Origin of the sequence: Bartonella krasnovii (genome assembly GCF_003606345.3) — a bacterium.
Taxonomy (GTDB): domain Bacteria; phylum Pseudomonadota; class Alphaproteobacteria; order Rhizobiales; family Rhizobiaceae; genus Bartonella; species Bartonella krasnovii.
The window spans coordinates 835,924-862,721 of record NZ_CP031844.2; the positions used below are offsets into that span (position 1 = coordinate 835,924).

A 26,798-nucleotide genomic window follows, 5' to 3' on the forward strand; every position below is an offset into this window, starting at 1 on the left:
GTTTGTAGCGCATGTGAATATTATAATCAAAGGCAAAAAACATGCACCGTTATCGCAGTCATCATTGTGCGGCCCTTCGTAGATGTGATGTAGGAACACAAGTTCGTCTTTCGGGATGGGTTCATCGTGTTCGTGATCATGGAGGAATTCTTTTTGTGGATTTACGTGATCATTTTGGAATCACACAAATTGTTGCGGATCCAGCTTCTCCGGCTTTTAAAGTTATTGAAAAAGTGCGTTCTGAATGGGTTATTCGTGTGGATGGGGAGGTATGTGCACGGTCTGATGAGGTTATTAATGCAACGCTTCCAACAGGTGAGATTGAAATTTTTGCACAAGAGGTAGAAATTCTTTCAAAATCTGAAGAGCTTCCTTTACCGGTTTTTGGTGAGCCTGATTATCCAGAAGATATCCGATTAAAATATCGTTTTCTTGATTTGCGTCGGGAGACTATGCACAAAAATATCATGCGTCGGACTGAAATTATTGCGGCTATGAGACGGGCTATGCAAAATAATGGTTTTACGGAATTCACAACACCGCTTTTGACAGCCTCATCGCCGGAAGGTGCTCGTGATTTTTTGGTTCCAAGTCGTGTTCATCAGGGAAAATTTTATGCACTACCGCAAGCACCACAGCAGTATAAGCAGTTGTTGATGATGTCAGGTTTTGATCGTTATTTTCAAATCGCACCATGTTTTAGAGATGAGGATCCACGGGCTGACCGTCTTCCTGGTGAATTTTATCAATTAGATATTGAAATGAGTTTTGTTGAGCAGGAAGATGTTTTAACAACTATGGAACCCATTATGCGTTCTATTTTTGAAGAATTTGCAGATGGAAAAACAGTGACACAAAACTTTCCTCGCATTTCTTATGATGAAGCAATGCGGAAATACGGTTCTGATAAGCCGGACCTGCGTAATCCGATTATTATGGAAGATGTTTCTCAGCATTTTTACAATTCTGGTTTCAAAGTTTTTGCCCAGATTTTAGCGAATGATGAGAATGCACAAGTGTGGGCTATTCCAGCTAAAACGGGTGGAAGCCGTGCTTTTTGTGATCGTATGAATGTATGGGCACAAGGTGAGGGACAACCAGGGCTCGGTTATATTTTCTGGCGTGAGGAGGACGGAAAATTTGAAGGAGCAGGGCCTATTGCCAAAAATATTGGTGAGCAGCGAACTGAAGCACTTCGTATGCAACTTGGACTTGAAAGTGGTGATGCTTGTTTTTTTGTAGCTGGAGATCCAAAAAAATTTGCATCTTTTGCTGGAGCAGCTCGCACACGGGTAGGAGAAGAATTAAATCTTGTCGATAGAGAGAGTTTTTCTTTAGCGTGGATTGTTGATTTTCCATTTTTTGAATGGAATGAAGATGAGAAAAAGATTGATTTTGCCCATAATCCTTTTTCTATGCCTCAAGGAGGAGAAAATGCTCTTGAGTGTCAAGATCCTCTTACGCTTAAAGCTTTTCAGTATGATCTTGTTTGTAATGGTTATGAGATTGCATCCGGTGGAATTCGTAATCACTTACCTGAAATGATGCTTAAAGTTTTTGAACTTGTAGGACTTTCTAAGGAAGTTGTGAAAGATCGTTTTGGTGGTCTTTATCGCGCATTCCATTATGGAGCTCCACCTCACGGCGGTATGGCTGCGGGAATTGACCGCATCATTATGCTGTTGCAAGGTGTTAAAAATTTACGTGAAGTTGCTTTATTTCCTATGAATCAACAGGCACTTGATCTTTTGATGAGTGCGCCATCTGATGTTTCCTCTACACAATTACGTGATTTAGGAATCCGCATGGCTCCTCCTCACAAAAATAATTCATAAAGTCGATTTATGTCGTCTCTTTCTCAGTAGTGTGAAGTTTTGATGCCTCTCGAGAGCATATCTGTTGTTTATAGACTTAGAGAGGTAAGAAACGCTATTGTATTAATCCTTCAAGAGGCATTATTTATAAAAAATATCTCTCAATGTAGGCGATCGCGTGTTATGATGCTCGCTTGTGAAGGATATAACTTAAAACATCATGAGTGGTATAAAGCCATTGCCATCTTTATTGATAAAGGATAAGTCGTCATTTTCCTTTTTAAGTTTTAATATTGCTGATAATTTTTGTATGCAAAGGGTTTCAGTGTTGTGGTTCCTTTCTTAGATAGTTGCTCTTCCCTTTGTGATAAGTAGGAAAATGATTGTTATTGATTTATCATGAATAAATTAAAAATGAGAAAAATTTAGAATATTGGGGATTTTATTTAAGTTATAAATGAATAAATTATTTTATATATCAATATATTATTTATATTTTGTTGAAGTTTTTATAACATTATAAAATATAATTATCTCTCTTTGCGTTTATGAAAATAATGTATTTTAGCTTCTTATGGACTTAAGCTTGAGCACTCTATAATTTTTGAATATTTTTTAAGTTTTTCATAGAAAAACGTGATGAAGTTGTTATACAATTTGCCTTTATACTAAAAGATGATTTTTAAAAGGTGCTTTTGTTATTCCTAAAAGGATGAAATAGCGCTTTATAGCCGTTAAATTATATCACTGGATTTAGTAAAGCTTTTGATAAGCTTTTTGTTGAGAATAATCTGTATTCAAAATATTTTTTGGAAGAAATTGTTGTTGTCGAAAAAATAAAAAAAATTTATTTCATATCGTTTTGAAAAATTATATCGTAACTCCAGCTTGCTTAATAATAATAGCATAGTTTTTTAGATTTTTATTTATTTAAAAATACTTGTTGCTTTCCTTAACAATGAAAATATTTTCTACTTCTTTTGGTTTATTTTGTTTTTTACCTTTTAAGGAGGATCTTGAAAGAAGTTTTCGATAATGTATTAAATATTTTCATATATTGTTTAGCATAATAGAGAAGAGATATGTATAAATTTTTCAAATTGATATAATTTTCTGTTCATGTTCTAATTACAACGTTTATTTTTATGTCGTTGACTTTTAATAAAAAAGTTTACTCATAAAAGTTTGCATTAAATAAATCCTACACAATAATTTCTTATTATTGTGGGAATTTTTGTTCTAATATTATGTCTGATAAAATGAATTTACCTTTTGATGATGAACATATTGAGCCAATAGAATTACGTTCTGCTTTACAGGAACGCTATTTAGCTTATGCACTTTCTACGATTACGCATCGTGCATTGCCTGATGTGCGTGATGGATTGAAACCTGTCCATCGTCGGATTGTTCATGCAATGCGTCTTCTCAAACTGAACCCTGGACAATCTTATGCAAAATGTGCGCGGATTGTTGGTGATGTCATGGGAAAATTTCATCCTCATGGAGATGCTTCTATTTATGATGCTTTGGTGCGTTTGGCTCAAAGTTTTGCGGTTCGTTATCCGTTGGTTGATGGACAAGGCAACTTTGGTAATATTGATGGTGATAATGCTGCGGCTATGCGTTATACTGAGGCACGCATGACTGAAGTAGCTGCGTTGTTGCTTGAGGGAATTAATGAAAATGCTATTGATTTTCGTTTGACCTATAATGAAGAAGATGAAGAGCCTGTTGTTCTACCAGGTGCTTTCCCTAATCTTTTAGCCAATGGTTCTTCAGGTATTGCTGTTGGTATGGCAACATCTATTCCTCCTCACAATGTTGCTGAGCTCTGTGATGCAGCGCTGCATTTGATTGCACATCCGGATACGCGTGATGAGGATTTAAACCAATTTGTGCTGGGACCTGATTTCCCAACCGGTGGTATTTTGGTTGAACCTAAAAGGAATATTGAGGAATCTTATCGTATAGGGCGGGGTTTTTTTCGATTACGTTCACGTTGGCATCAGGAAACTGGTAGCCGTGGTTCTTATGTGATTGTTGTAACTGAAATTCCCTATCAAGTTCAAAAGTCACGCCTTATTGAAAAAACTGCGGAATTGTTGCTTGCGCGACGCTTACCAATGCTTGAGGATATTCAAGATGAATCAGCAGAAGATATCCGCATTGTGCTTGTTCCTAAAAATCGGTCGGTTGATCCTGAACTTCTTATGGAATCCCTTTTTAAATTGACTGATTTTGAAGTAAGGTTTCCTCTTAATCTTAATGTTCTATCTTTGGGAAAAAGACCCAATGTTCTCTCGCTGCGAGAAAGTTTGCAACAATGGCTTGAACATCGTCAAGAAGTACTTATTCGACGCTCTCACTATCGGCTTGATCAAATTGATGGCCGATTGGAAACTCTTCATGGCTATCTTATTGCCTATTTGAATCTCGATGAGGTTATTCAGATTATTCGTGAAGAAGATGAACCGAAAAAGGAGTTGATTAAGCGTTTTGAATTAACAGAAAATCAAGCTGAAGCTATTCTTAATATGCGTTTGCGCTCTCTACGTAAGCTTGAGGAATTTGAAATTCGTAAAGAATTTGAAAATTTAAAGGCTGAAAAAGAAAAACTACAGAATTTGTTAAGTTCTCCTATAAAACAATGGAAAATGATTTCAGAAGAAATTAAAAAAGTTCGTAATACTTTTGGTCCTGAAACGCTTTTAGGAAAAAGGCGTACGACATTTGAAGAAGCGCCAAGACATGATCTTGACGATATTCAACAAGCAATGATCGAAAAAGAACCGGTGACTGTTGTTATTTCTGAAAAGGGATGGATGCGTGCTTTGAAGGGACATTTGAACGACTATAAAGCGCTTTCTTTTAAAGAAGGAGACCGTTTAAAGTTAGCATTTCCTGCGTTTACGACCGATAAGATTGTGCTGATAAGTACTGGTGGAAAGTTTTTTACACTTGGTGCAAATAGTTTGCCTGGAGGACGAGGACATGGTGAGCCCATTCGTCTTGTCGTTGATATGGATGATGAGCATGATGTTCTTACAGCTTTTGTGCATCATGCAGAAGAAAAATTGCTCTTAATTTCATCTCAGGGCAATGGCTTTATTGTTCCTGCTACAGAAGTGATTGCCAATACACGAAAAGGAAAGCAAGTGATGAATGTGAAGTCTCCTGATAAGGTAAAGCTTTGTGTTTCGGTCAATGGTGATCATGTTGCCGTGGTTGGTGAAAACCGCAAAATGCTTATTTTTTCTATAGAACAAATACCGGAAATGAATCGTGGTAAAGGAGTTCGTTTACAACGTTACAAAGAGGGTGGTATTGTTGATGCCAAGACTTTTAATTTATCAGAAGGCTTAAGTTGGCAGGATACCGCTGAACGAATCTTTAACCGTCAAGCTGGAGATCTCATTGAATGGATGGGAACACGTGCGGGTGTCGGACGTCTGGTTCCAAAAGGATTTCCAAAATCAGGAAAATTTACCAATTAAATAATAGAACGTTTTTATTTCAAGCCTATAAAAGCGTAAAAGAAATGCTTATGTGTTTTTAATATATGATAATATATTGATTTATAATAATATTATTTTCATCTCAAATAAGAGGCTATAATATCTATAGGTTTTCTTATTTCAACCTTCTTGATGTTGAAACAATCAAAATGATCTGTTTGTACACCACAAGTGAATTGGTATTATAAATAGAAATTTATAAAGAAAAGAATTAATTTTTTTATGAGTTTGTTTCAAGTACCAAGAGCTGTTGTAAGATTAGGAACAGTAAAAATAGGTTTACACGCTTCATAAGTGTGAAGATGGTAGAAAGTTTATATCATTCATAAAGGCTATCGTGAAATGATTTGATGCTTTGAGAAGTGTATTATCTTTAAAACAAATATACAAATATTCAAGTCAAGGGTGTCCTATTTGGAGGCATTCTGTTTTGTGTGAAAGGCATCTCTTTTTTGTTCAAAAGAGATTTTATTAATTTTTTCTTAAGCATGATTATTCGTTAGGATTATGATGATATTGCCTGAAGAGATGACCACGTTCAGCCCATAAGACAAGAAGGATAGCAATGAGACTGAGAAAGAAAAATCCTGCCGAGTTTGGAATGGTTGTTTCATTAAATTGTTGGGCTATAAAAAAGCTCAGTCCTGCACCGATCGATGTTTGGAGGAATCCGGAGACAGAAGAGGCTGTACCAGCAATTTCGCCCACAGATTCGAGAGCAAGTGTATTGAAATTGGCCATAATACCACCGCAGGTAAACATTAATATACAATATAACGTCATATAAAAAGGAAAAGGAAGAACACCACCTGCTAAAATAGATCCAATAAACCAAATGCATGAAGAGCCACAAAAAAGTAGAAGCATCGTATGTGCAATACGCCGCATTCCAAGACGCCCAACAAGTTGAGAATTCATGAATGATGAAAAAGCTTGAAATGCAGCACCGATGGCGAATGCTATCGGAAACCAAAAGCCTAAATTATAAATTCCTTCATAAGTTTGTTGTGATGTATTAACAGCAATAAAAATGCAGCCTAAAATGATGGACGTTGCGAGTGTGTAGCAAAGTGTTGTACGATTTGTCACAACAACCCATAAGTTGTGTTTGACTGAAGAAAAGGAAAGAGGGCGTTGTTCATGTAGTGTTTCAGGCAAGCGAAATAGAATCCAAATCATCAACCCAAAACTAATCATTGCCATGAAAACAAAAATAAATTGCCAGTGCCCGAGCAGTAAAATGATTTGTCCTGTTGCGGGACCAACCATTGGCGCAACAAGAAAAACCATCATAACAATAGACATGACTTCTGCCATTTTGCGACCACTGTAGAGATCACGGACGACTGACACTGTAAGGACGCGCATAGATGCTCCTCCAATGCCTTGCAAGACACGCAAAATAAGTAAGAGAGAAAAATCAGTTACAAAGGCACAACCAATCGCCGTAAATGAATAAAAAGCAAGCCCAATAAGCATAAGTTTGCGTCGCCCATATCGATCACTGATTGGGCCAAAAAATATTTGAGCAATACCATAACTAATAAGATAACTCGAAATGATATAATGTTGATCATTCTCGTTGAGAACATTTAAACCGTTCAAAATATCGGGCATAGCTGGTAACATGATATCTACAGCTATAGCGTTAATAGCCATGAGTGAAGCAATTAGGATAACAAATTCTTTATAACCAATTTTTTTTCTAATCGCATCACTATGCGTTTGTTCATCAACTGAATATGACATATGGCATCCTTGAAATAAAAATCTCTTCTGAAAACAGCTCTTTTAAAGAGTCTGAATAAAATGAAAGATACCTATGACTGATTACAAGGAATATTCTTTTCTTTCAAAAGTTTTTGTAATTCATTGTTTTGAAACATTTCTTTAACAATATCACAGCCTCCGATAAATTCACCTTTGATATAAAGCTGCGGAATTGTTGGCCAATTTGAATATTCTTTAATCCCTTGACGCAATTCGTCGGAAGTCAGAATATTAATCCCTTTATAACTTAATCCTAAATAGTTGAGGATTTGAACAACCTGCCCTGAAAAACCACATTGTGGAGCATCAGGTGTTCCTTTCATGAATAAAATGACGTCGTTTGCTTTAATTTCGTTGTCAATAAAATCACGAATAGTGGTCATTTTTATCCCTCGATATTTAAGATTTTTATAAGTGCGTAATGTTCGTAGTATTTTTTAATCTTATTGAATGAATGAATGCAAGAAGAAATTTTAGATTATTTTGGGATATTTGTTTGCAACATTAAGGCATGAAGTTCATTTCCCATATTACCTTTAAGCGCATCGTAGACCATTTTATGTTGCTGAACACGGGTTTTACCACGAAAACTTTCAGAAATAACTTCTGCAGCATAATGTTCCCCATCTCCAGCAAGATCACGAATTGTTACAATAGCATCAGGAATACCTTCACGAATAAGCTTTTCAATTGCATGGGCACTCATTGCCATCATTATTCTCCTATGTCGTTCATTTTTTCGTAAGAGTTGTTTTTAAGAGAAAGAATAAATTTTTACGCTTCACCCATAAACTGTGGAAACCAGTTTTCATAAGCTTGTGTAAGATTTTCTACTGAAAGTGTGAATATCTCATCTATATTAAGGGAATCTCCTTCAACATGACCTAGCTCTATTAAAGAAACGGCATGGTTTTGTGCATGCTCTTTAAGACTATTGAGAGCATCAGGCTTGACGGCTAAAAGATAACGTCCTTGGTCTTCTCCAAACAGTTCTGCATGGTGGGGAGATTTATTGCTTAATTTTACCTTGATTCCTTTACCTGCTTTAATGACCATTTCTGCAAGTGCAATCGCTAGTCCTCCATCAGAAATATCATGAGCGGCATGAACAAAACCGTTATGAATGACATCTCGGACAAACTGACCATGCTTTTTTTCAAGTTGCAAATCTACAGGGGGAGGGGCACCTGCATCAATATTTAAAATGTCACGTGCATAGATTGATTGTCCTAAATGAGAGCCGCAATCTCCCACTAAAATGATGCTATCTCCATTTTGCATACCACTTATTGTTACCATTTTTGACCAATCACTTAGAAGTCCTACACCAGCAATTGTGGGGGTAGGAAGAATAGCTTCTCCATTTGTTTCGTTGTAAAGAGAAACATTGCCTGAAACGATAGGGAAGTCGAGGATTCTGCAAGCCTCTCCGATGCCTTTAATTGCAAAAACGAGTTGTCCCATGATTTCAGACTTTTCAGGGTTTCCAAAATTGAGATTATCTGTCGCAGCCAGTGGTGTTGCACCTGTCGTGCTAATATTTCTCCAGCATTCTGCAACAGCTTGTTTCCCTCCCTCATAAGGGTCTGCTTCACAATAACGTGGTGTTACATCAGAAGAAAAAGCAAGAGCTCTTTTACTCTTATTACTGACGCGGATAACGCCTGCGTCACTTCCTGGACAAATGAGGCTATTTCCTTGGATAAGCGTATCATATTGTTCATAAACCCATCGTCGTGAACTTTGATTAGCAGAATTTAATAAGGTCAAAAGCACATCACCAAGATTCTCGACTTTTTTGACGTCTTCTGCTTTCAGAGGTGTTTTTTTTGCAGGTTCACTCCAAGGACGATCATAAACAGGTGCTTCATCACCAAGTTCTTTGATAGGAAGATTAACAACTTCTTCTCCCTGATGAAAGACACGGAAACGTAAATCATCAGTGGTTTTTCCAATAATGGAAAAATGGAGCCCCCACTTATGAAAAATCGCTGCTGCTTGTTTTTCTAGTTCTGGTTTAAGAACCATGAGCATGCGCTCTTGACTTTCAGAAAGCATCATTTCATAGGCTGTCATGTTTTCTTCACGAACGGGAACTTTATCGAGATTAAGCTGTATACCTAGATTTCCTTTAGCACCCATTTCAACGGCAGAAGAGGTGAGACCTGCGGCCCCCATATCTTGAATAGCAACTACGGCTCCAAGTTCCATGAGCTCTAAACATGCTTCAAGAAGACATTTTTCTGTAAAAGGATCACCAACTTGAACAGTTGGGCGTTTTTCACTGATTGAATCATCAAATTCAGCAGAAGCCATTGTTGCTCCACCAACACCATCTCGCCCCGTTTTTGCACCAAGATAAACAACAGGGAGTCCGACTCCTTGTGCTTTGGAATAAAAAAGAGCATCTGTCTTTGCAATACCGGCGACAAAAGCGTTAACGAGGATATTGCCATTATAGCGCTCATCAAAATTGACTTCTCCACCAACTGTTGGAACACCAAAAGAATTGCTATAACCACCTATTCCAGACACAACACCAGAGACAAGGTGGCGTGTTCGAGGGTGATCAGGAGCACCAAAACGCAATGCATTCATCGCTGCAACAGGACGGGCACCCATTGTAAAGACATCACGTAAAATACCACCAACGCCTGTCGCAGCACCTTGATAAGGTTCAATATAAGAAGGATGATTATGACTTTCCATTTTGAAAACAACACATTTCCCTTCACCAATATCAACCACACCAGCATTTTCACCAGGACCTTGAATAACACACTTTCCTTCTGTGGGAAGCGTTTTGAGCCATTTTTTAGAGGATTTATAGGAACAATGCTCGTTCCACATTGCAGAAAAAATTCCCAGTTCAGTAAATGTTGGCTCTCTCCCGATTAATGTCAGGATACGCTGATATTCATCCTCTTTTAAGCCGTGTTGTGCAATGAGCTCTGGTGTAATCATAATGTTATTACAAGGATTCATGAGTATTTACCCGTCAAATTAATCGAAATTTAGCATTTTAATTTTTTTAACCTAGCAGCTTAGATTATGAAAAACTATGTGGTTTAATAAAAAATATTCATCTGTAAGCTGAAGATTTTGTTCGTTAGATTGAATGGGTTTCAAGACCAAAACAATCTTAAATAATTATGTTTTGAGAGAATAATATCCATTGTTATTTGTATAGAATTTCTGTTTATAAGTTTATAACATGAAAAATGATATAGACCTTTGTTTTTTTAAGTTATCGAGCACAAGGATTTTTGTAGCATCACCTATTGACTAATTCTAAAGCACTTTGAAAAAATAAACGACCGTCAATCCCTCCATGAGCAGGTTCAATAAGATTTTCAGGATGAGGCATCATACCAAGAATATTACCAGCTTTATTAACAATACCAGCAATATCTTTTATTGAGCCATTAGGGTTTGTATTTTCTGCATAGCGAAAAACAATTTGTTCATTATCTTCCATCTGTTTTAATGTTTCGCTGTCAGCAAAGTAATTTCCGTCGTGGTGGGCAACAGGACAACGAATAATTTGTCCTTTAGAATAATATCGAGAAAATTTTGTCTTGGCGTTAACGACTTCAAGTTTGATTTCACGACAAACAAATTTTAAGGAAGCATTACTCATTAAAGTGCCTGGTAATAATCCAGCTTCCAATAAAATTTGAAATCCATTACAAACACCTATTATCGTAATCCCTTTTTGTGCTTTTTCACGAATAGCTTTTAAGATGGGGGTTCGCGCTCCAATAGCTCCACATCGCAAATAGTCACCATAAGAAAAACCACCTGGAATAATAATAACATCTACATCTGGAATTGTTGTTTCTGTTTGCCAAATTTTTAAGGGCTCAGCTCCTGTTATATGATGCAATGCTGCAACCATATCTCGATCACGATTTAATCCAGGAAATTGAATGATGGCAGTTTTCATAGGTGTTCCACTTAGAGAAGTTCGATAGTATAATTTTCAATGACAGTATTTGCGAGTAATTCTTCACACATCTGCTCAAGTTTTTTCTTTGCTGTTTCAGAGGGGTGATCATCAAGAACAATATCAAAAACTTTTCCTTGACGAATAGAGTGAATACCTTCGAAAGCTAAACTTTTTAAAGCACCGGCGATTGCTTCTCCTTGTGGATCAAGAACGCTTTCTTTTAAAGTAACTGTAATGCGTGCTTTCATTTTTTGCTTCCTGTTTTTAAAAGAACCTCTTCTTTGAAGAGAGGTGTATTGATAGAAAGGGGTAATTATTTTACCAAGACAGGACCACTTGGCCTAGTTGGTTCATTTTCATTCATAATACCAAGGCGTTTGGCAACCTCTTGATAGGCATTAATAAGTCCTCCCATATCACGACGAAAACGATCTTTATCCATCTTTTCTCGTGTTTGCATATCCCATAGTCGTGCAGAATCAGGTGAAATTTCATCAGCAAGAATAATGCGCATTGTTTCATCTTCCCACAGGCGGCCAAACTCCATTTTAAAATCAACTAACTGGATATTGACACCGGCAAAAAGCCCAGAAAGAAAATCATTAATACGGATTGAAAGTTGCATGATATCTTCTAGCTCTTGTGGAACAGCCCACCCAAAAGCAGTGATATGTTCTTCTGTCACCATCGGATCATCGAGAGAATCATTTTTATAGTAGAACTCAATGATAGATTGCGGGAGTGGGGTCCCTTCTTCTAGTCCTAAACGCTTTGCAAGAGAGCCAGCCGCGATATTGCGAACAACAACTTCCAGTGGAATAATTTCCACCGCTTTAATAAGCTGTTCGCGCATATTTATGCGTTTGATGAAATGTGTTGGGATACCCAAACGTCCAAGATGGCTAAAGATATGTTCCGAAATTCGGTTGTTTAAAACCCCTTTTCCGTCAATAATTTCATGTTTTTTTGCATTAAAGGCCGTGGCGTCATCTTTAAAAAACTGAATATAAGTCCCTGGTTCAGGCCCTTCATATAAAATTTTAGCCTTGCCTTCATAAATACGGTGGCGACGATTCATTATAATTCTCTATTTATCTTGAGAGGTTTTTAATAACATTATAAGTGATACTATCCTAATTGATCGAAATTCTCAATGATATTACTATGATACTCTTATAATTTTTGTCATAGTATATCGATTCAAAGAGAGAGATAGAAAGCAATGAGAAAAGGATACCTTCTTTGAGATCAAATTTCTGCAAGTCTTGGATCAGATTTTTGCAAGAAATTGAGAAAGAACCATAAGCCCTTCAGGCCAAGGTCCGTGTCCAGATTCTGCGTTAATATGGCCAGAATAGCCGGCATCAACAAGGAGAGAACCCCAGTCATGGGCGATTTTTTCTGCTACTGAAAATTGACAAAATTCATCGTTGCGGCTGGCTATAATAATAGAAGGAAAAGGTAACTTTTGACGATGATAAGGGCCAAATGTCATTAAATGTTTGGGACGTATTTTCTCATTAGCGACATCGGGAGGCGCAACAAAGAAAGCGCCACAAATTTTTTCTGCATTTTGTACAGTTGCTTGAAGTGCGGTAGGAACGCCTAATGAATGAGCAATAATCATAACGGGCCTTTGAGCTTGTGCAATGGCGGCTTTAACTTCATTAACCCATTCGTCACAAACAGGTTTTGACCAATGGGCTTGTTCTATACGGCGGGCTGTCGACAGTTTTTTCTCCCAACGTGTTTGCCAATGATCAGGGCCAGATCCTTTGTAGCCAGGAACAATAAGAATATCGAGTTGATTCGCTTTCATGAATTATTATTTTCTTTATTACAATAGTCTTGTGATCATAGAGGGAATAGATTTGGGCTTTCTATGCTGTTCTATTGTTGTTCAAAAACACGTTTAAAAATCGTGTTGATATGTTTGGTGTGATAAGAAAGATCAAATTTTTCTCGAAGCTCTGCCTCACTTAAAGCTTTGCTAACATCTTTGTCGTTGAGTAGTTCTTCTAAAAAATCTTTTCCTTGTTCCCAAACCTTCATCGCATTTCGTTGTACAATCCGATACGCATCTTCGCGACTGATTCCTGCTTGTGTGAGTGCTAAAAGTACCCGTTGTGAGTGAATAAGACCACGGAATTTATTGAGATTTTTTTGCATATTTTCTGGATAGATAATTAAATTCTCAATGACGGATGTGAGGCGAGAAAGAGCAAAATCAAGTGTAATCGTTGCATCAGGGCCAATATAACGCTCAACAGATGAGTGAGAAATATCGCGTTCATGCCAAAGTGCTACATTTTCCATGGCAGGGAGTGCAAATGCACGGACCATACGGGCTAATCCCGTTAAATTTTCTGTTAAAACTGGATTGCGTTTATGAGGCATTGCTGATGAACCTTTTTGCCCTGGTGAGAAATGTTCCTCTGCTTCGAGAACTTCTGTTCGCTGTAAATGGCGTATTTCTATTGCTAACCTTTCAATAGAGGACGCAATAACACCAAGTGTTGCAAAAAACATCGCATGACGATCTCGTGGTATAACTTGGGTGGAAACGGATTCAGCACGCATCCTCAAGGCTTTTGCAACGTATTCTTCAACGCGTGGATCGATATTGGCAAAAGTTCCTACAGCACCTGAAATCGCACAAGTAGAAATTTCTTCGCGTGCAGCAAGAAGGCGTTTGCGACAACGGGAAAATTCAGCGTATGCGAGAGCGAATTTGACTCCAAATGTTGTTGGTTCAGCATGAATGCCATGACTTCGCCCAATAGTGATGGTTTCTTTATGCTCAAAAGCACGTCTTTTTAAAGCTTCAAGAAGTTGGTCTATATCCTTGAGCAAAATATCACTTGCACGCATCAATTGAATGCTCAGCGTTGTATCAAGAACATCAGATGATGTCATACCTTGGTGGATAAAACGTGCTTCGGGGCCAATGAATTCAGCAAGGTGGGTTAAAAAAGCAATAACATCATGTTTGGTAATGGCTTCAATTTCATCAATACGATTGACATCAAATTCAGCGGCCCTCCCTTTTTCCCAAATAACTTTGGCGGCTTCTTTTGGAATAACCCCCAGTTGAGCAAGAGCGTCACAGGCATGAGCTTCAATTTCAAACCAAATACGATATTTCGTTTCGGGAGACCAAATTGCTACCATTTCAGGGCGGGAATAACGTGCGATCATTATTTTTTCCTTATTGTGAGAGAAGTGCGGCTTGGCGTAATGCACTCATGCGTGTTTTGTAAAGCTCTTTGTTTCCGTTTTTATAAATTGCAGAGCCTGCGACAAATACATTTGCACCAGCTTTTGCAGTTATTCCAATTGTATCAACGGTGATACCACCATCAACTTCAAGATCAATAGGGCGATTTGTAATCATACTTTTAACGCGCTTAATTTTATCTTTTATTTCTGGAATAAAACTTTGTCCACCAAAACCGGGATTGACCGTCATGATGAGGATGAGATCTAATTGATCAAGCAAATATTCAAGGACATGTTCAGGAGTGCTTGGATTGAGTGCAATTCCTGCTTTTTTACCCATTGCTTTGATTGTTTGGAGTGAACGATGAAGATGGGGACTTGCTTCAGCATGAATGGTTATAATATCTGCACCTGCTTTTGCAAAAGCTTCCAAATAAGGATCAACTGGTTTAATCATTAGGTGGACATCAAATATTACTTTTGTTAACGGACGCAGAGCTTTGACGACTTCAGGGCCAAAGGTGATGTTAGGAACAAAGTGCCCATCCATAATATCGAGATGAAGCCAATCTGCACCAGCATCAACAACATCTAATATTTCTTGCCCAAGTTTAGAAAAATCAGACGCCAAGAGCGAAGGTGAAATGAGATGAGAATGGGGCATAAAAATCTCCTTGATTGGCTATTTTAGCATGTCGCTGTGTATACACAAATATCTTTTGTGTTATGACGAAAAAGAAAAATACGTATTATAGATTTTTTTATACAAAGATCGCTTGAAATTTTAAAGTTTGATAAGTGAAAGATATGTCGAATCATAAAACATGTTTGAAGCCTGAACTTCAAGATAATATTACTGTTTCTTCGCAAGAATATCGAGATGCGATGAGCTATTTTGCAGGCGCTGTGCATATTGTGACAACAGATGGCATTAAGGGAAAGCGTGGGGTGACTGTTTCGGCGTGTTGCTCTTTATCAGATGATCCTCCAACTCTTCTTGTTTGTCTCATGCGCCATAACCTGAAGAATCATGTGTTTATGGAGAATGGAATTTTTTGTGTTAATAGCTTGGCAGGAAAACATCGTCCATTAGCGGATATTTTTTCGAGGCGTTGCAATGTTACACAAAATGAGCGTTTTGATATGGCTCGATGGGGAACTTTGCAGACGGGGGCGCCTAGTCTTTCAGATGCTATAGCATCTTTTGATTGCCGTTTAATTTGTTGGCATGAACATGCAACTCATTGTGTATTGATTGGTGAAGTTGTTGCAATCAACCGTAGTCAAGAAAAAGATGCTTTGATGTATTTGAAGCGTGGATATCACACTTTGCCTTTATAAAGATTTTTATTTTTTGCATGGATGAAATGATTCATTAGTGTTCCATTTAAATTTAGTGCACTGAAGAAGGAGGAGGGGGATGATTCTAAACTTTGAATTTTCTTCTTTTTGAGATCTCTCAATAAATGAGAAAGATGATTTTGGGATGATCTTTGATCAAAAGTCCAAACTTAGACAAAAAAGTAGTTAAAGCTAAATAAGAGCATTTGGACATATTTGTAGATTGTTATGAAAAATATTTTATTCTTGTGTTGATGGGTATTGCACAATATATAGACCCCACAGAGCAGATGTGGAGGTTTTTTATTGCATGAGCGAAGAGATTGATGGTCAATATCGCCCTAGTGAAGATGAGCCTTTTATGAATGAACGGCAGAAGGCGTATTTTCGTGCTAAATTGGTTTCTTGGAAAAATGATATCTTAAAAGAAGCGCGTGAGACTTTGGAAAACTTGCAAGAAGAGAATGTTGGTCAACCAGATTTGACTGATCGGGCATCTTGTGAAACTGATCGTACAGTTGAATTACGTGCTCGTGATCGTCAAAGGAAACTTATTGCAAAAATAGATGCTGCCTTGGAGCGAATTGATAATGGGACATATGGTTTTTGTGAAGAAACTGGCGAGCCTATTAGTATAAAGCGTCTTGAGGCTCGGCCGATTGCCGTTTTGTCACTGGAAGCACAAGAGCGTCATGAACGACGTGAAAAAGTTTATCGTGATGATTGACAATTAAAGTCATGAGAACGATAAACGAATGAAGTTACATGAGTAATCAAATTGTATATTTTATTTTGGAGTGGTGGGGATAAACAAAGATGGTTCTTGTCTCCCTTCAATTTCAGCCGTGATGGCAGAATCTTTTACTACTTGATTCGTAAAAGAAGAGGAGATTTTATCTGGCATCTCGTTTTTTTCTGTGAGGGGGGGAGTAGGATGGGGGGGGATTTCTCTCTTTTCTGTTCTGGATTCGCTGGTAATATCGGATTCTACAACCATATCTGTTAATCCACCAATAAGGAGTAAATGTTCTTTATTATCACAACGGACTAAAACAAGGCGGCGTGTTCGATCTATAGAAATTGATTCACATAATGCTAATCGTGATAGACTTTTTTTTCTATTACTGGTGAACCTTTTCATATTTAAACGGCGTAACAACAAGATAATTACCATAAGAGCTATGATTGTTATTATAAAAAACAAAAAACTTATCGTTATGTTTTCAGCAGATACACCTATTTGGTCTGACAACCAGATAACCATAGATTTTCTCCCATTGTGGTATGGAAACTACCGTTTTTTATTGAGATAAATTTACAAACACCGTCTTATAAAAGATCCACTTAAAGACAAGAAATAAACTTTTTAACATTAAGTAAGCTTCCTTAGAGAGATGATATCATAGTATATATTTTATAACAATGAATATAAAGGAAGTTTCTTGATATAAGAAACAGCTAAATCTAAGGCAAAGAGAGATGGATAAAGATTTTGAGAATAATGAAAGATCAGCATCTTCGTTTTCTGTTCGTCGAATAGTTGTGATTTTAGGTGTTATTTTTATCTTCGTTTTCCTTTTCACTGTGGGCATTTTAGATTTTTTTTATCCACAAAGTTATCTGCAAAAGGCTGTGGTGGCATCTTTTTTGATTCTAGCAACTATCGGTGTTGCAACACTTATTTTAAGTGGAATGGGAATTTTAAGGTACCACGCATTGTGGCTGCATGAGGATTTTGATTTTAACATCTTTAATAAGAGCGATGATGCAATTGTAATCTCTGATCTTTCTGGTTTTGTTTATTATTCTAATCAAAACTATCAAAAAATTCTAACCTATAAGCCTGAAGGGTCTTGTTATAGGGTTATTGCTGATCTTCCAGGAGCTGGTGCACTTTCCTATCGCTTAAAAGTTGCAGCCTGTAATAACTTTGCTGCGCAAGAAGAGTTAAGAGTAGAGCAACCAATTTTTACCGATTCTACACAAAAAAAATCTGTTTGGTATAACATCTCTGTTCAACCTATTACAAAACAGAAAAAAAAGCTTTTATTTTGGCGCATTAGCGATATTTCGCATTTACAACAAACCCGAGAAGTTTTTTTCTCTAACCTTCAAGAGGCGATTAATCACTTAGATCAAGCTCCTGTTGGTTTTATATCCGTTAATACACAAGGTACACTTCTTTATGCCAATGCGGTTTTTGCCGAATGGTTCTCACTTGATTTAGCAAATTTTTTGGTTGGCCAATATCATTTTGATCCATTATTTGAGAGCGTTGGCGCTAAGAGTTCATGGAGTGATATTTGTTTACAAATCAACAGATATCAAAACTCAGGTTACTCTTTACCTTATAGATTTTCATTATGTTTAAATTCACAAACGATAGGAGAGAAAATATTTCATTGTTTTATTTCTGCTTCTTCTCTCTTAGAGGAGGAAGCCGTTTATCGTATTGTGATTATTCCACAACAAATACAAAAAGAAGATGATGATCAATCAAAATTACCGAGCATATTAGAAGAATATTTTGATGCGAGTCCTTTTGCAATAGCTGTGGTAAATCAGGAGGGGCAATTGATTCACATGAATAATGCTTTTTCATCACTTACGGAATGTATGGATAAGACTATCAATTTTTATGATATTATTTCTCGTCGTGATTGTATACAGTTAGAGCGTGCCTTTCAAAAAATTGCGACCAATAAAAATTATTTTGTTTCTTTGGAAACGGTTTTAGAAAAGAATGAAGAACGCCATTTACGCCTCCATGTGATGTCTATACCACCCTATCATGGTGATACTCTACAAGATTTAGTTATTATCTCTGTCATTGAAACAACAGAACAAAAAACACTTGAAGATAAAATGATGCAAAGTCAGAAGATGCAAGCTGTTGGACAATTGGCAGGCGGCATTGCTCATGATTTTAATAATGTTTTGACAGCAATTTTAATGTCATGTGATCTTCTTTTAAATACGCATCGTAGCTCTGATCCTGCTCATGCTGATCTGATCAATATTAAAAATAATGCTAATCGTGCAGCTGCTCTTGTCCAACAATTACTCGCTTTTTCTAGAAAGCAAACACTTAGACCTGAAGAGGTTGATTTTACAGAGTTTTTATCAGATATTCGCAATCTTATTTTACCACTTTTGGGGAATAATATTCAGCTAAAAATTATCCATGGAAGAGATTTGTGGAGCGTTGAAGTCGATCAGGCATCTTTCCAGCGTGTGATTATGAATTTGGTTATTAATGCGCGTGATGCCATGTTTGATGGAGGTATTGTTACGATTGCTACAAACAATGTTACAAAACAACAAAGTGCTGAATTTAATCATCTTGGTTTAGCAATTGGTGAATATGTGCAATTGACTATTTCAGATACAGGAACTGGGATATCTGCTGCTATACAAGAAAAAATGTTTGAGCCATTTTTTACAACCAAAGAAGTTGGAAAAGGAACAGGCCTTGGTTTATCTATGGTTTATGGAATTATCAAGCAGAGTGGTGGGTATATTTATTGTGAAAGTAAAGAGGGAGAAGGAGCAACATTTCATATTTTTCTGCCCCGTTATATCCCAGATGTAAAAGGAGAAACTTCTCAAAAGATTGAAAAAGAAGAAGAGAAAGATAAAAATATAGACTTAACAGGATCTGCGACTGTTTTATTGGTTGAAGATGAAGATGCGGTCAGAATGGGGGGGGTAAGAGCTCTTCAAATGAGAGGATATACGGTTTTAGAGGCGGCAAGTGGGGTGGAAGCCCTTTCTATTCTTGAGGAAAAAAAAGGCATTGTCGATATTATTGTTTCCGATGTGGTGATGCCAGAAATGGATGGGCCCACTTTATTGAAGGAAGTCCGTAAAAACTATCCTGATATCAAATTTCTTTTCGTTTCTGGATATGCAAAAGATGCTTTTGCTAAGAATCTTCCAAAAGATGCTGTTTTTGGTTTTTTATCTAAACCTTTTACACTCAAGCAGTTAGCTCTAACAGTTAAAGAAACACTTTCATCATGACACAAAAATAGATGCGATAAAAAAATTAGTATTTTAAGATTTTTTAGGGGAAATAGAGAGTATTTTGATCAATAGAGAGCGCATGGTTATATCCAAAAAACGAAATGAAGAAGAAAGATCTGGAAATTTAAATAAAACTCAGAAAAAACTGCACATTCTACGCAAGAACTTATGAAGAAATAAACTCACCCTGTAAACTTTAAGGTTTTTTTTATGATAGGCCTAAAGATAAACTGTATTTATAACGTTAAAAAATGCTACAGATTACTGATACATTCAAAAGGATAAGAGTTGTTGTTGCGCATCGACTATACCACTCTTTCCTTCAATAAATGCTTTTAAGGCTTCTGGATAGAGTTTATGCTCTGCTTTCAGAACTCTTTGCGCTAAGCACTCAGCGGTATCATCAGGATAGACTGGAACGGCTGCTTGGGCAAGGATTTTTCCAGCATCCATGTCTTCTGTAACAAAATGAATAGTGCAACCTGTGATTTTTACACCTGCTTGTAAAACTCTTTCATGCGTGTTTAAGCCTTTAAATGAAGGTAAAAGAGAAGGATGAATGTTTAAAATTCGTCCTTCATAAAGTTTTACAAAACGCGATGAGATAAGGCGCATATACCCCGCAAAGCAGAGAAAATCCGGCTTATATTGATCTAAAATCGTGAAAATATCTTCTTCATGCTCTTCTTTCGTTTTGTAGATTTTACGATCAACAATATGAATAGGTAAGTTATGATTTTGTGCTTTTTGAATACCGTTTGCACGTGGATTATCGCAAATAACTGCGACGATTTCAGCAGGATATCCCTTTTGTTGGCTCGCTTGAGCAAGGGCGACCATATTGGATCCATTACCAGAAATGAAAACGACGATTTGTTTTTTCATAAATGCAGTACCCCTTTATAAAGTATTCCCTTACTTTGATCTTGACGTTTTGTTAAAATGCCAAGAGGAGTTACAGCTTCTCTATTTTTTTCAAGAGCTTGCGTAATTGTTTCAGCGGTATGCTGTGCTACGATAATGATCATGCCAATACCACAATTGAATGTTCGTAACATTTCTGTTTCTTCTATGTTACCTTGTTTGGCAATCCATGAAAAAACGGAGGGAACATTGATATTAGAAAGATTAATTTCAGCGCAAAGAGAAGAGGGAATGACACGTGGAATATTTTCAAGAAAGCCTCCACCCGTAATATGCGCTAGAGCTTTAATTCCTTCGTATTCTCGCATGATGGGAAGAAGCGATTTCACGTAAATGCGTGTTGGTGTCAGGAGTGCTGTACCAAGGCTGTTTTGGGGGGCAAAAGGGGCAGGGTCATTCCATTTGAGATGATTTTGTTGAATGATTCGTCGAACAAGCGAAAAGCCGTTGGAATGAACTCCAGAGGAGCTTAGACCTAATATAATATCACCTTCTGTCAAGTCTTTTGAAGGGAGCAGCATGCTGCGTTCACATGCGCCTACAGCAAAACCTGCTAGATCATAATCTCCTTCTGCATACATTCCTGGCATTTCTGCAGTTTCTCCCCCAATAAGAGCAGCACCGGCTTGTTTACATCCTTCTGCAATGCCAGAAACAATTGCCACACCTTGTTCAGGATCAAGTTTTCCAGTTGCAAAATAATCCAGAAAAAAAAGAGGTTCCGCTCCTTGTACAAGTAAATCATTGACACACATAGCAACCAGATCAATACCTACAGTATTATGGTGACCACCTTCAATGGCAATCTTTAGTTTTGTTCCCACTCCATCATTGGCTGCGACTAAGATAGGATCTGTAAACCCGGCTGCTTTTAAATCAAAAAGTCCACCAAAACCACCAATTTCTGCATCTGCTCCGGCTCGTTTTGTCGCACGTATAAAGGGTTTAATTTTTTCTACCATAGCATTACCCATATCGATGTTTACACCGGCTTTTGCGTAGGTAAGATTATTATTTGTAAGATCTTGATTGCTCATTGGAGCCTTCCTTTAGTGGAAAATCAGGTTTTGATGTTATTCAATGCCATGATAGAGTTTTCTCTGCAAGAGATATTGGTAAGAAAATAAGCAACTTTACTTGTACCTTATTTTGAAGATGTTTATAATTTTTGTGAAGAATTTTTTTTTAGGATATTTTATGAGCAAGATATCAGATAATCATGGACAGTCTTCGTGGGAACTTATGAAAAAGAAAGGGAGTGAGAACACATCCCGTAACCGTTATAAGACTTATATGCCAGCATATACACAATTACCTTTGCCGAATAATATGAAAAGACAAATCTTTTTTTGGCTGGGAGCGCTGATTTTTTTTATTCTTTTTATGTTCGTTTTTGGATCAATTTTGCTTCCTTTTGTAGCAGGAATTGTATTGGCTTATTTTCTTAATCCAATTGTTCAATTGCTTGAAAAGTTTGGTATTCGTCGTGTTTTTGGTACTGTCCTCATTACCTTATTTATTGTTATTATCTTTGTTGCTGCTTTAGTTATTCTGATTCCTATTATTAGTTCGCAAATACAGCAATTTGTGAGTGATGGCTTACCTGTTTATATTAATCGTATTCAAACCTTTTTTGTTGAACATGATTTTGATTGGATAAGGCACTATTTTGGAAGTGATCCAAATGAATTACGGAGTAATATTAAAGGGCTTTTAGGAGAAGGTTCTGATTTTATTACATCTCTTTTGAATTCACTTTTGAAATCAGGAAAGTCTATCGTTAATATCGTTAGCCTATTTGTTGTGGCACCTGTGGTAACATTTTATATGTTATTAGATTGGCCACGTATGGTGACAGCAATTGATTCGTTAATACCACGAGATCATCTTGAAACCGTTCGAAGTATTTTTTATGAAATGGATAGAGCTATCGCTGGATTTGTTCGTGGACAAGGAACCGTTTGCCTTATATTGGGGGGATATTATGCTATTGGTTTAACGATTGCAGGGCTCAACTTTGGTCTTTTGGTTGGTATGTTTATTGGCCTTATTAGCTTTATTCCCTATATTGGAACAATGAGTGGTTTTCTCCTTTCTGTTGGGATTGCATGGGTCCAGTTTTATCCCAATAATTGGGGGGGAATCATTATTGTGATGGTACTTTTTTTAATTGGTCAATTTATTGAAGGTTATATTCTTCAACCAAAACTTGTTGGTTCATCAGTGGGATTACATCCCGTGTGGTTGATGTTTTCGCTTTTTGCTTTTTCTTCACTCTTTGGTTTTACTGGTATGCTTGTTGCTGTTCCTGCAGCGGCGGCTGTGGGCGTTTTAGTTCGTTTTGCCCTTCATACTTATCTTAGTTCTCAGATGTATTCGCGAAGTGGAAAGTCGGAGCCGCTAATAAAATGAATGGGCGAGAAACGCAATTATCTTTAAATTTCCCTCATGAACCGATTTTTCAATTTGATGATTTAATCGTGACGGATAGCAATCGTATGGCTTTTCAGCTTATTGATCATTGGCCCAATTGGAGCTTACCTATTGCTGTTTTAGTTGGAAAAGAAGGAGCTGGAAAAACGCACTTTTCGAGTATATGGCTGCAAAAAGCAAATGCATTCAGGATTCAGCATAATAAAATTGATCAGGCTGTTGCTATGGCTTCTTTAGGTAGATCATTTTTAATAGAGGATATTGATACTGGTGAAATTAGTGAAACAGAACTTTTTCATTTAATTAACAGTGTTAAGCAAGCAAATGTTGATGCACGACAAGCTACTTTATTGATGACAGCACGAACACTCCCTTCTGCTTGGAATCTAAAGTTAAATGATCTAAAAAGTCGTCTTAATTCTGTGATGTTCGTTGAAATTAATCAGCCTGATGATGCATTATTAACAGCCGTTGCCTTTAAGCTTTTTTCCGATAGACAGCTTATTGTACATCCAGATACAGTTTATTATCTTATCAGCCGTTGTGAACGTTCTTTATTTTCATTGAAGCATGTTATTGATTCTGTTGATCAATTGGCTTTACAAAAAAAAAGAAAAATAACGCGTGCTGTGATTGCCGAAGTTTTGAATAGAAAAAAAATGTAAACATTTCTTATCATGGCTTTACATGTTCTTCCTTTTATTATTGTTTGAATATAAGGAAGGACAGGTCATTTAAGTTTTCTGCTTTTAATATCTGTTAAAAGTGAAGGATATTATTTTTACTTTTTCATGCGTATCAGAAATGGCTTTGAGATTTTATTGGATGAGTATTCTTTTCATCACTTTTACAAGCTATATATTTTTGTATTTGAAAAAATGTTTATTGTTTATGGGCTTGAATTACAGAAAAAAAGAGATTTTTTCATCTTTGGGAGAATAGAAAAAGAGGGGAAAATACTTAATAGAGATGACTTTTATAGTGAGTATAGTGGAGATATTATATTTTCTTTAGGAGAGTCTTTTGTGACATTTAAGTCGTTTTTTCACTCTAGCTGTAGAATGTGTTCTGATACAGTGGATAGTTTGCTTAAAGAAAAATAAAATTATGAAATTCTTATAAGAGGTGCATTATTTTTTTATATCGATTAGATTTTTGTACAGATTCTATTTTCGCGAATAAATGTATTATTGAGGAGAAAAAAATTTAAAAACATTCTTTTTTTGTAAAGAAATACAATAAAATTGAAAAAAAATGCGTTTTTCTCTTGCACTTCTATTATTAAAATTTTAGGAAATGTGCATCAAATAAATGTAAAATAGCGGAGCGTAGCGCAGTCTGGTAGCGCACCTGATTTGGGATCAGGGGGTCGTAGGTTCGAATCCTATCGCTCCGACCATATTTGATGAGGTATATGAGGATGAACCAGTTGGGTACGTGTGGTGAAAAACGATCATTAAAGTATTGTATAACCTGAAGGGAAAAGGCATGATCGCACGTATTTATAGTCCTGCTAAAACAGCCATGCAGTCAGGTAAGGGGAATACAGGCTTTTGGATTCTACAGTATGAGCCGATAAAACCAAAAATGCTAGAGCCTCTTATGGGTTACACGGCAACGTCTGATATGAATAGCCAGGTAAGAATCCGATTTAATAGAAAGGAAGAAGCCATTGCTTTTGCACGCAAGAATGCTATCCCTTATCGTGTAGAAAAAACACATATATCGATTCGGCGTGCTGTTTCTTATTCTGATAATTTTCGCAGTGATCGTCAGCAATCTTGGACACATTAAGTTAAAGATGCTATTTTAAATTGAGAAAATAATCAGTTGGGTGTTGGGTCCCGTAGCTCAGCTGGATAGAGCAACGGCCTTCTAAGCCGTGGGTCACAGGTTCGAATCCTGTCGGGATCACCATATTTAAAAAAATTAATAGATAGAAGTACTTGGGAGTTTTTCTTTGATTCTATTAATTTATTTTCTGTCAGCCCTAAATCTTTTTATAGATTATTTTCAACCGTTTTATCCAAATATGAAACTAAATTTGATTGTATAGCGTTTGACTCTTAATTTTTATTGATCGTATAGTGACGATATACGATAAGGGGCAGTAATGGCAATTGTGAGTTTCAAACATAAGGGCTTAAAATTATTTTATACAACAGGGGCTACAAAAGCTATTAGAGCAGATCACGTAAAGAAATTACGCGTTATCTTAACGGCTTTAACAAGTGCTACGACGCCTGAAATGTTGAAAGCACCTGCCTTTAAAATGCACCCTCTTAAAGGTGAACTTACAGGATATTATTCTATATGGGTGAATGGAAACTGGTGTGTTACTTTTTGCTTTATAGGAACAGATGTGGAGCTTGTTGATTATCAAGACTACCATTGATGAAAGGAGCAAAATATGATGCATAATCCTGCACATCCGGGTGAAGTTCTAAAAGTAGCTTTCTTGGAAGAAATGGGGCTATCAATACAAAAATTAGCCGACCACCTCCATATGACAAGAGCTTCTCTATCAAGAGTGATTAATGGGCATGCTTCTATGAGTACAGAGCTTGCAATTAAATTAGAATTAGCTGGTTTTAGTAAAGCTAAATTTTGGTTAGATATGCAAACAAACTATAATTTATGGAAAACAATGCAACAGACACAACCGCTTATTTCTCCTCTAGTTTCTGAGGATAATCAAACACCGCTTTGATTTTGTTTATAACTTTTATGGTGCTTTTCTTTGTTTTTAGCTGCTACCCATTGCCTTAGTTTTTTTGAAGTTTTTTAATTGCTTCTATTGCTAGGCGTTTTCTATCGGCTGTTTTGGTATAAAGGGATGCCATTTTATCTTCTGTCCAGCCAAATAGTGCTTTCATTTGTGAAACTGTAGCACCAGCATTAGCAGCGCGTGTTGCTGCTAATTTTCGCAATCCATGTGCTGATTTTTTAATTCCCGCCGCATTACATGCTTCACGAAATAGATTGCCAAAACTTTTTTTTACGAGTTTATTTCCGTTTTTTCCGTATATGAATGTTTCATTACCTATAGGACCAATTTTAAGAGTTTCTTCTAATTCAGGTAAAATTGGTAAAAAAAACGTCTGTTTTAAATTGGCTCTTTTCTGCTTTGAGATGAATAATATTATCTTTAACATCTTTCCAGCCAATGCGAACGGCATCACCACGGCGTAACCCGGTATAAAGAAGAACATCAATCCATACGCGCTCATGGGTACCGACAGACCAATGTTGATAATATTTATCTATGTCCTCTTCTAGCCATGGTCGCAATCCTTCAGTGTTAAGAGATTTCGGGGCTTTGATATTAAAAGCGGGGTTTCTGTTTAAAAGAGCATTATCAACCGCCCAATTAAAAAGACCATTTAAAGCCGTTAAAAAGTGTCTTGCAGCTGCGGGAGTATTGCGTCTTCTTTCTACAGCATCAAGAATATGTTGTTTTTCTATGCTTTTATAGGCGCGATTACCAATATGTTTAGAAACATTATTCAGAATTCGATATTTAACTTTTTTTGTTGACTCTGATTGATTATGCCATTGCATGCTTTGTAAATACTGATGCAATAACCAGTCAAAAGACCCTTCTGTAAGCTTAGTGCGTTTCATTATCTTAGAAGAGCCATTTTGCGCTTGCTTAAGGGCAAGTGTATAATTGTCAACGAATTCTTGTGTTCCGTAAGTTCCTTCAATGCGAAACCGTGGTCCATGACCAATACGTACATACCATATGATTTTACCATGGCGTGTACGTTCACGAACAAGATAGGGTGGACGACGCTTTGGCAT

The 26,798-nt window shown here is 36.8% G+C and carries 23 protein-coding genes, 2 tRNA genes and 1 pseudogene; 12 read left to right on the top strand and 14 right to left on the bottom strand.

Annotated features, from left to right (window positions below):
• Nucleotides 1-41 precede the first annotated feature (41 nt).
• Both aspS and parC read left to right on the top strand, forming a co-directional pair.
• Nucleotides 42-1,835: an aspartate--tRNA ligase gene (aspS, locus tag D1092_RS03380; protein ID WP_148255606.1), complete on the top strand. Its 1,794-nt coding sequence runs from the start codon at nt 42-44 to the stop codon at nt 1,833-1,835.
• 1,226 nt (nt 1,836-3,061) lie between these two features.
• Nucleotides 3,062-5,311: a DNA topoisomerase IV subunit A gene (parC, locus tag D1092_RS03385; RefSeq protein WP_120122186.1), complete on the top strand. Its 2,250-nt coding sequence runs from the start codon at nt 3,062-3,064 to the stop codon at nt 5,309-5,311.
• Nucleotides 5,312-5,824: 513 nt separating this feature from the next.
• Here parC and D1092_RS03390 read toward each other — a convergent pair.
• The 10 genes from D1092_RS03390 to rpe all read right to left on the bottom strand — a co-directional run bounded on the left by D1092_RS03390 (nt 5,825) and on the right by rpe (nt 14,934).
• The gene (locus D1092_RS03390) at nt 5,825-7,081 is read right to left on the bottom strand and encodes a multidrug effflux MFS transporter (protein WP_120122187.1); all 1,257 of its coding nucleotides are present in this window, start codon (nt 7,079-7,081) and stop codon (nt 5,825-5,827) included.
• Between the two features lie 71 nt (nt 7,082-7,152).
• Nucleotides 7,153-7,485 carry a Grx4 family monothiol glutaredoxin gene (gene grxD / locus D1092_RS03395; protein ID WP_120122188.1) on the bottom strand — a complete coding sequence of 111 codons (333 nt, stop codon included), beginning with the start codon at nt 7,483-7,485 and terminating at the stop codon, nt 7,153-7,155.
• A gap of 95 nt (nt 7,486-7,580) precedes the next feature.
• Entirely contained in the window at nt 7,581-7,814 is a 234-nt protein-coding gene (locus D1092_RS03400) for a BolA/IbaG family iron-sulfur metabolism protein (RefSeq protein WP_120122189.1), read from the bottom strand.
• Nucleotides 7,815-7,876: 62 nt separating this feature from the next.
• Nucleotides 7,877-10,087, bottom strand: a complete 2,211-nt coding sequence (gene purL, locus D1092_RS03405; protein ID WP_120122190.1) for a phosphoribosylformylglycinamidine synthase subunit PurL — start codon at nt 10,085-10,087, stop codon at nt 7,877-7,879.
• A 289-nt stretch (nt 10,088-10,376) separates the two neighbouring features.
• On the bottom strand, nt 10,377-11,048 hold the full coding sequence (gene purQ, locus D1092_RS03410) for a phosphoribosylformylglycinamidine synthase subunit PurQ (RefSeq protein ID WP_120122191.1): 672 nt from the start codon (nt 11,046-11,048) through the stop codon (nt 10,377-10,379).
• Nucleotides 11,049-11,059: 11 nt separating this feature from the next.
• Complete coding sequence (gene purS, locus D1092_RS03415) at nt 11,060-11,299, bottom strand: phosphoribosylformylglycinamidine synthase subunit PurS (RefSeq protein WP_120122192.1); 240 nt, start codon at nt 11,297-11,299, stop codon at nt 11,060-11,062.
• 65 nt (nt 11,300-11,364) lie between these two features.
• Nucleotides 11,365-12,129, bottom strand: coding sequence for a phosphoribosylaminoimidazolesuccinocarboxamide synthase (gene purC / locus D1092_RS03420; protein WP_120122193.1), 765 nt, complete (start codon nt 12,127-12,129; stop codon nt 11,365-11,367).
• A gap of 192 nt (nt 12,130-12,321) precedes the next feature.
• Nucleotides 12,322-12,870, bottom strand: a complete 549-nt coding sequence (locus tag D1092_RS03425; protein ID WP_120122194.1) for an RBBP9/YdeN family alpha/beta hydrolase — start codon at nt 12,868-12,870, stop codon at nt 12,322-12,324.
• A gap of 71 nt (nt 12,871-12,941) precedes the next feature.
• Complete coding sequence (gene purB, locus D1092_RS03430) at nt 12,942-14,249, bottom strand: adenylosuccinate lyase (protein ID WP_120122195.1); 1,308 nt, start codon at nt 14,247-14,249, stop codon at nt 12,942-12,944.
• 10 nt (nt 14,250-14,259) lie between these two features.
• Nucleotides 14,260-14,934: a ribulose-phosphate 3-epimerase gene (rpe, locus tag D1092_RS03435; protein WP_120122196.1), complete on the bottom strand. Its 675-nt coding sequence runs from the start codon at nt 14,932-14,934 to the stop codon at nt 14,260-14,262.
• Nucleotides 14,935-15,077: 143 nt separating this feature from the next.
• Between rpe and D1092_RS03440 the strand changes: the two genes are divergently transcribed.
• Together D1092_RS03440 and dksA are read left to right on the top strand one after the other, a co-directional pair.
• A complete protein-coding gene (locus D1092_RS03440) occupies nt 15,078-15,611 on the top strand; it encodes a flavin reductase (RefSeq protein WP_120122776.1) in 534 nt (177 codons plus the stop codon).
• 310 nt (nt 15,612-15,921) lie between these two features.
• Complete coding sequence (gene dksA, locus D1092_RS03445) at nt 15,922-16,338, top strand: RNA polymerase-binding protein DksA (RefSeq protein ID WP_120122197.1); 417 nt, start codon at nt 15,922-15,924, stop codon at nt 16,336-16,338.
• A gap of 60 nt (nt 16,339-16,398) precedes the next feature.
• Here the strand turns inward: dksA and D1092_RS03450 are convergent, their stop codons facing one another.
• A complete protein-coding gene (locus D1092_RS03450; protein ID WP_120122198.1) occupies nt 16,399-16,875 on the bottom strand; it encodes a flagellar biosynthetic protein FliO in 477 nt (158 codons plus the stop codon).
• A 215-nt stretch (nt 16,876-17,090) separates the two neighbouring features.
• On the opposite strand from D1092_RS03450, the gene D1092_RS03455 reads away from it, so the two are divergent.
• Complete coding sequence (locus D1092_RS03455; RefSeq protein WP_120122199.1) at nt 17,091-19,634, top strand: response regulator; 2,544 nt, start codon at nt 17,091-17,093, stop codon at nt 19,632-19,634.
• A gap of 276 nt (nt 19,635-19,910) precedes the next feature.
• Here the strand turns inward: D1092_RS03455 and purN are convergent, their stop codons facing one another.
• Nucleotides 19,911-20,522 (bottom strand): phosphoribosylglycinamide formyltransferase, encoded by a 612-nt coding sequence (gene purN / locus D1092_RS03460; RefSeq protein ID WP_120122200.1) that lies wholly within the window; start codon nt 20,520-20,522, stop codon nt 19,911-19,913.
• Nucleotides 20,519-21,598, bottom strand: coding sequence for a phosphoribosylformylglycinamidine cyclo-ligase (purM, locus tag D1092_RS03465; RefSeq protein WP_120122201.1), 1,080 nt, complete (start codon nt 21,596-21,598; stop codon nt 20,519-20,521). Before purM ends, purN begins: the two co-directional genes overlap by 4 nt.
• Before the next feature lie 160 nt (nt 21,599-21,758).
• On the opposite strand from purM, the gene D1092_RS03470 reads away from it, so the two are divergent.
• The 7 genes from D1092_RS03470 to D1092_RS03500 all read left to right on the top strand — a co-directional run bounded on the left by D1092_RS03470 (nt 21,759) and on the right by D1092_RS03500 (nt 25,704).
• Nucleotides 21,759-22,973 (top strand): AI-2E family transporter, encoded by a 1,215-nt coding sequence (locus D1092_RS03470; RefSeq protein WP_120122777.1) that lies wholly within the window; start codon nt 21,759-21,761, stop codon nt 22,971-22,973.
• Entirely contained in the window at nt 22,970-23,659 is a 690-nt protein-coding gene (hdaA, locus tag D1092_RS03475) for a DnaA regulatory inactivator HdaA (protein WP_120122202.1), read from the top strand. The genes D1092_RS03470 and hdaA overlap by 4 nt, the downstream gene beginning before the upstream one ends.
• A gap of 657 nt (nt 23,660-24,316) precedes the next feature.
• Nucleotides 24,317-24,393, top strand: a tRNA-Pro gene (locus tag D1092_RS03480).
• Between the two features lie 89 nt (nt 24,394-24,482).
• Nucleotides 24,483-24,788 (top strand): ETC complex I subunit, encoded by a 306-nt coding sequence (locus D1092_RS03485; RefSeq protein ID WP_120122204.1) that lies wholly within the window; start codon nt 24,483-24,485, stop codon nt 24,786-24,788.
• Between the two features lie 46 nt (nt 24,789-24,834).
• Nucleotides 24,835-24,911, top strand: a tRNA-Arg gene (locus D1092_RS03490).
• A 196-nt stretch (nt 24,912-25,107) separates the two neighbouring features.
• Nucleotides 25,108-25,389: a type II toxin-antitoxin system RelE/ParE family toxin gene (locus D1092_RS03495; RefSeq protein WP_120122205.1), complete on the top strand. Its 282-nt coding sequence runs from the start codon at nt 25,108-25,110 to the stop codon at nt 25,387-25,389.
• 15 nt (nt 25,390-25,404) lie between these two features.
• A complete protein-coding gene (locus tag D1092_RS03500) occupies nt 25,405-25,704 on the top strand; it encodes a HigA family addiction module antitoxin (RefSeq protein WP_120122206.1) in 300 nt (99 codons plus the stop codon).
• A 55-nt stretch (nt 25,705-25,759) separates the two neighbouring features.
• Here D1092_RS03500 and D1092_RS03505 read toward each other — a convergent pair.
• Nucleotides 25,760-26,798: pseudogene (locus D1092_RS03505) on the bottom strand (tyrosine-type recombinase/integrase).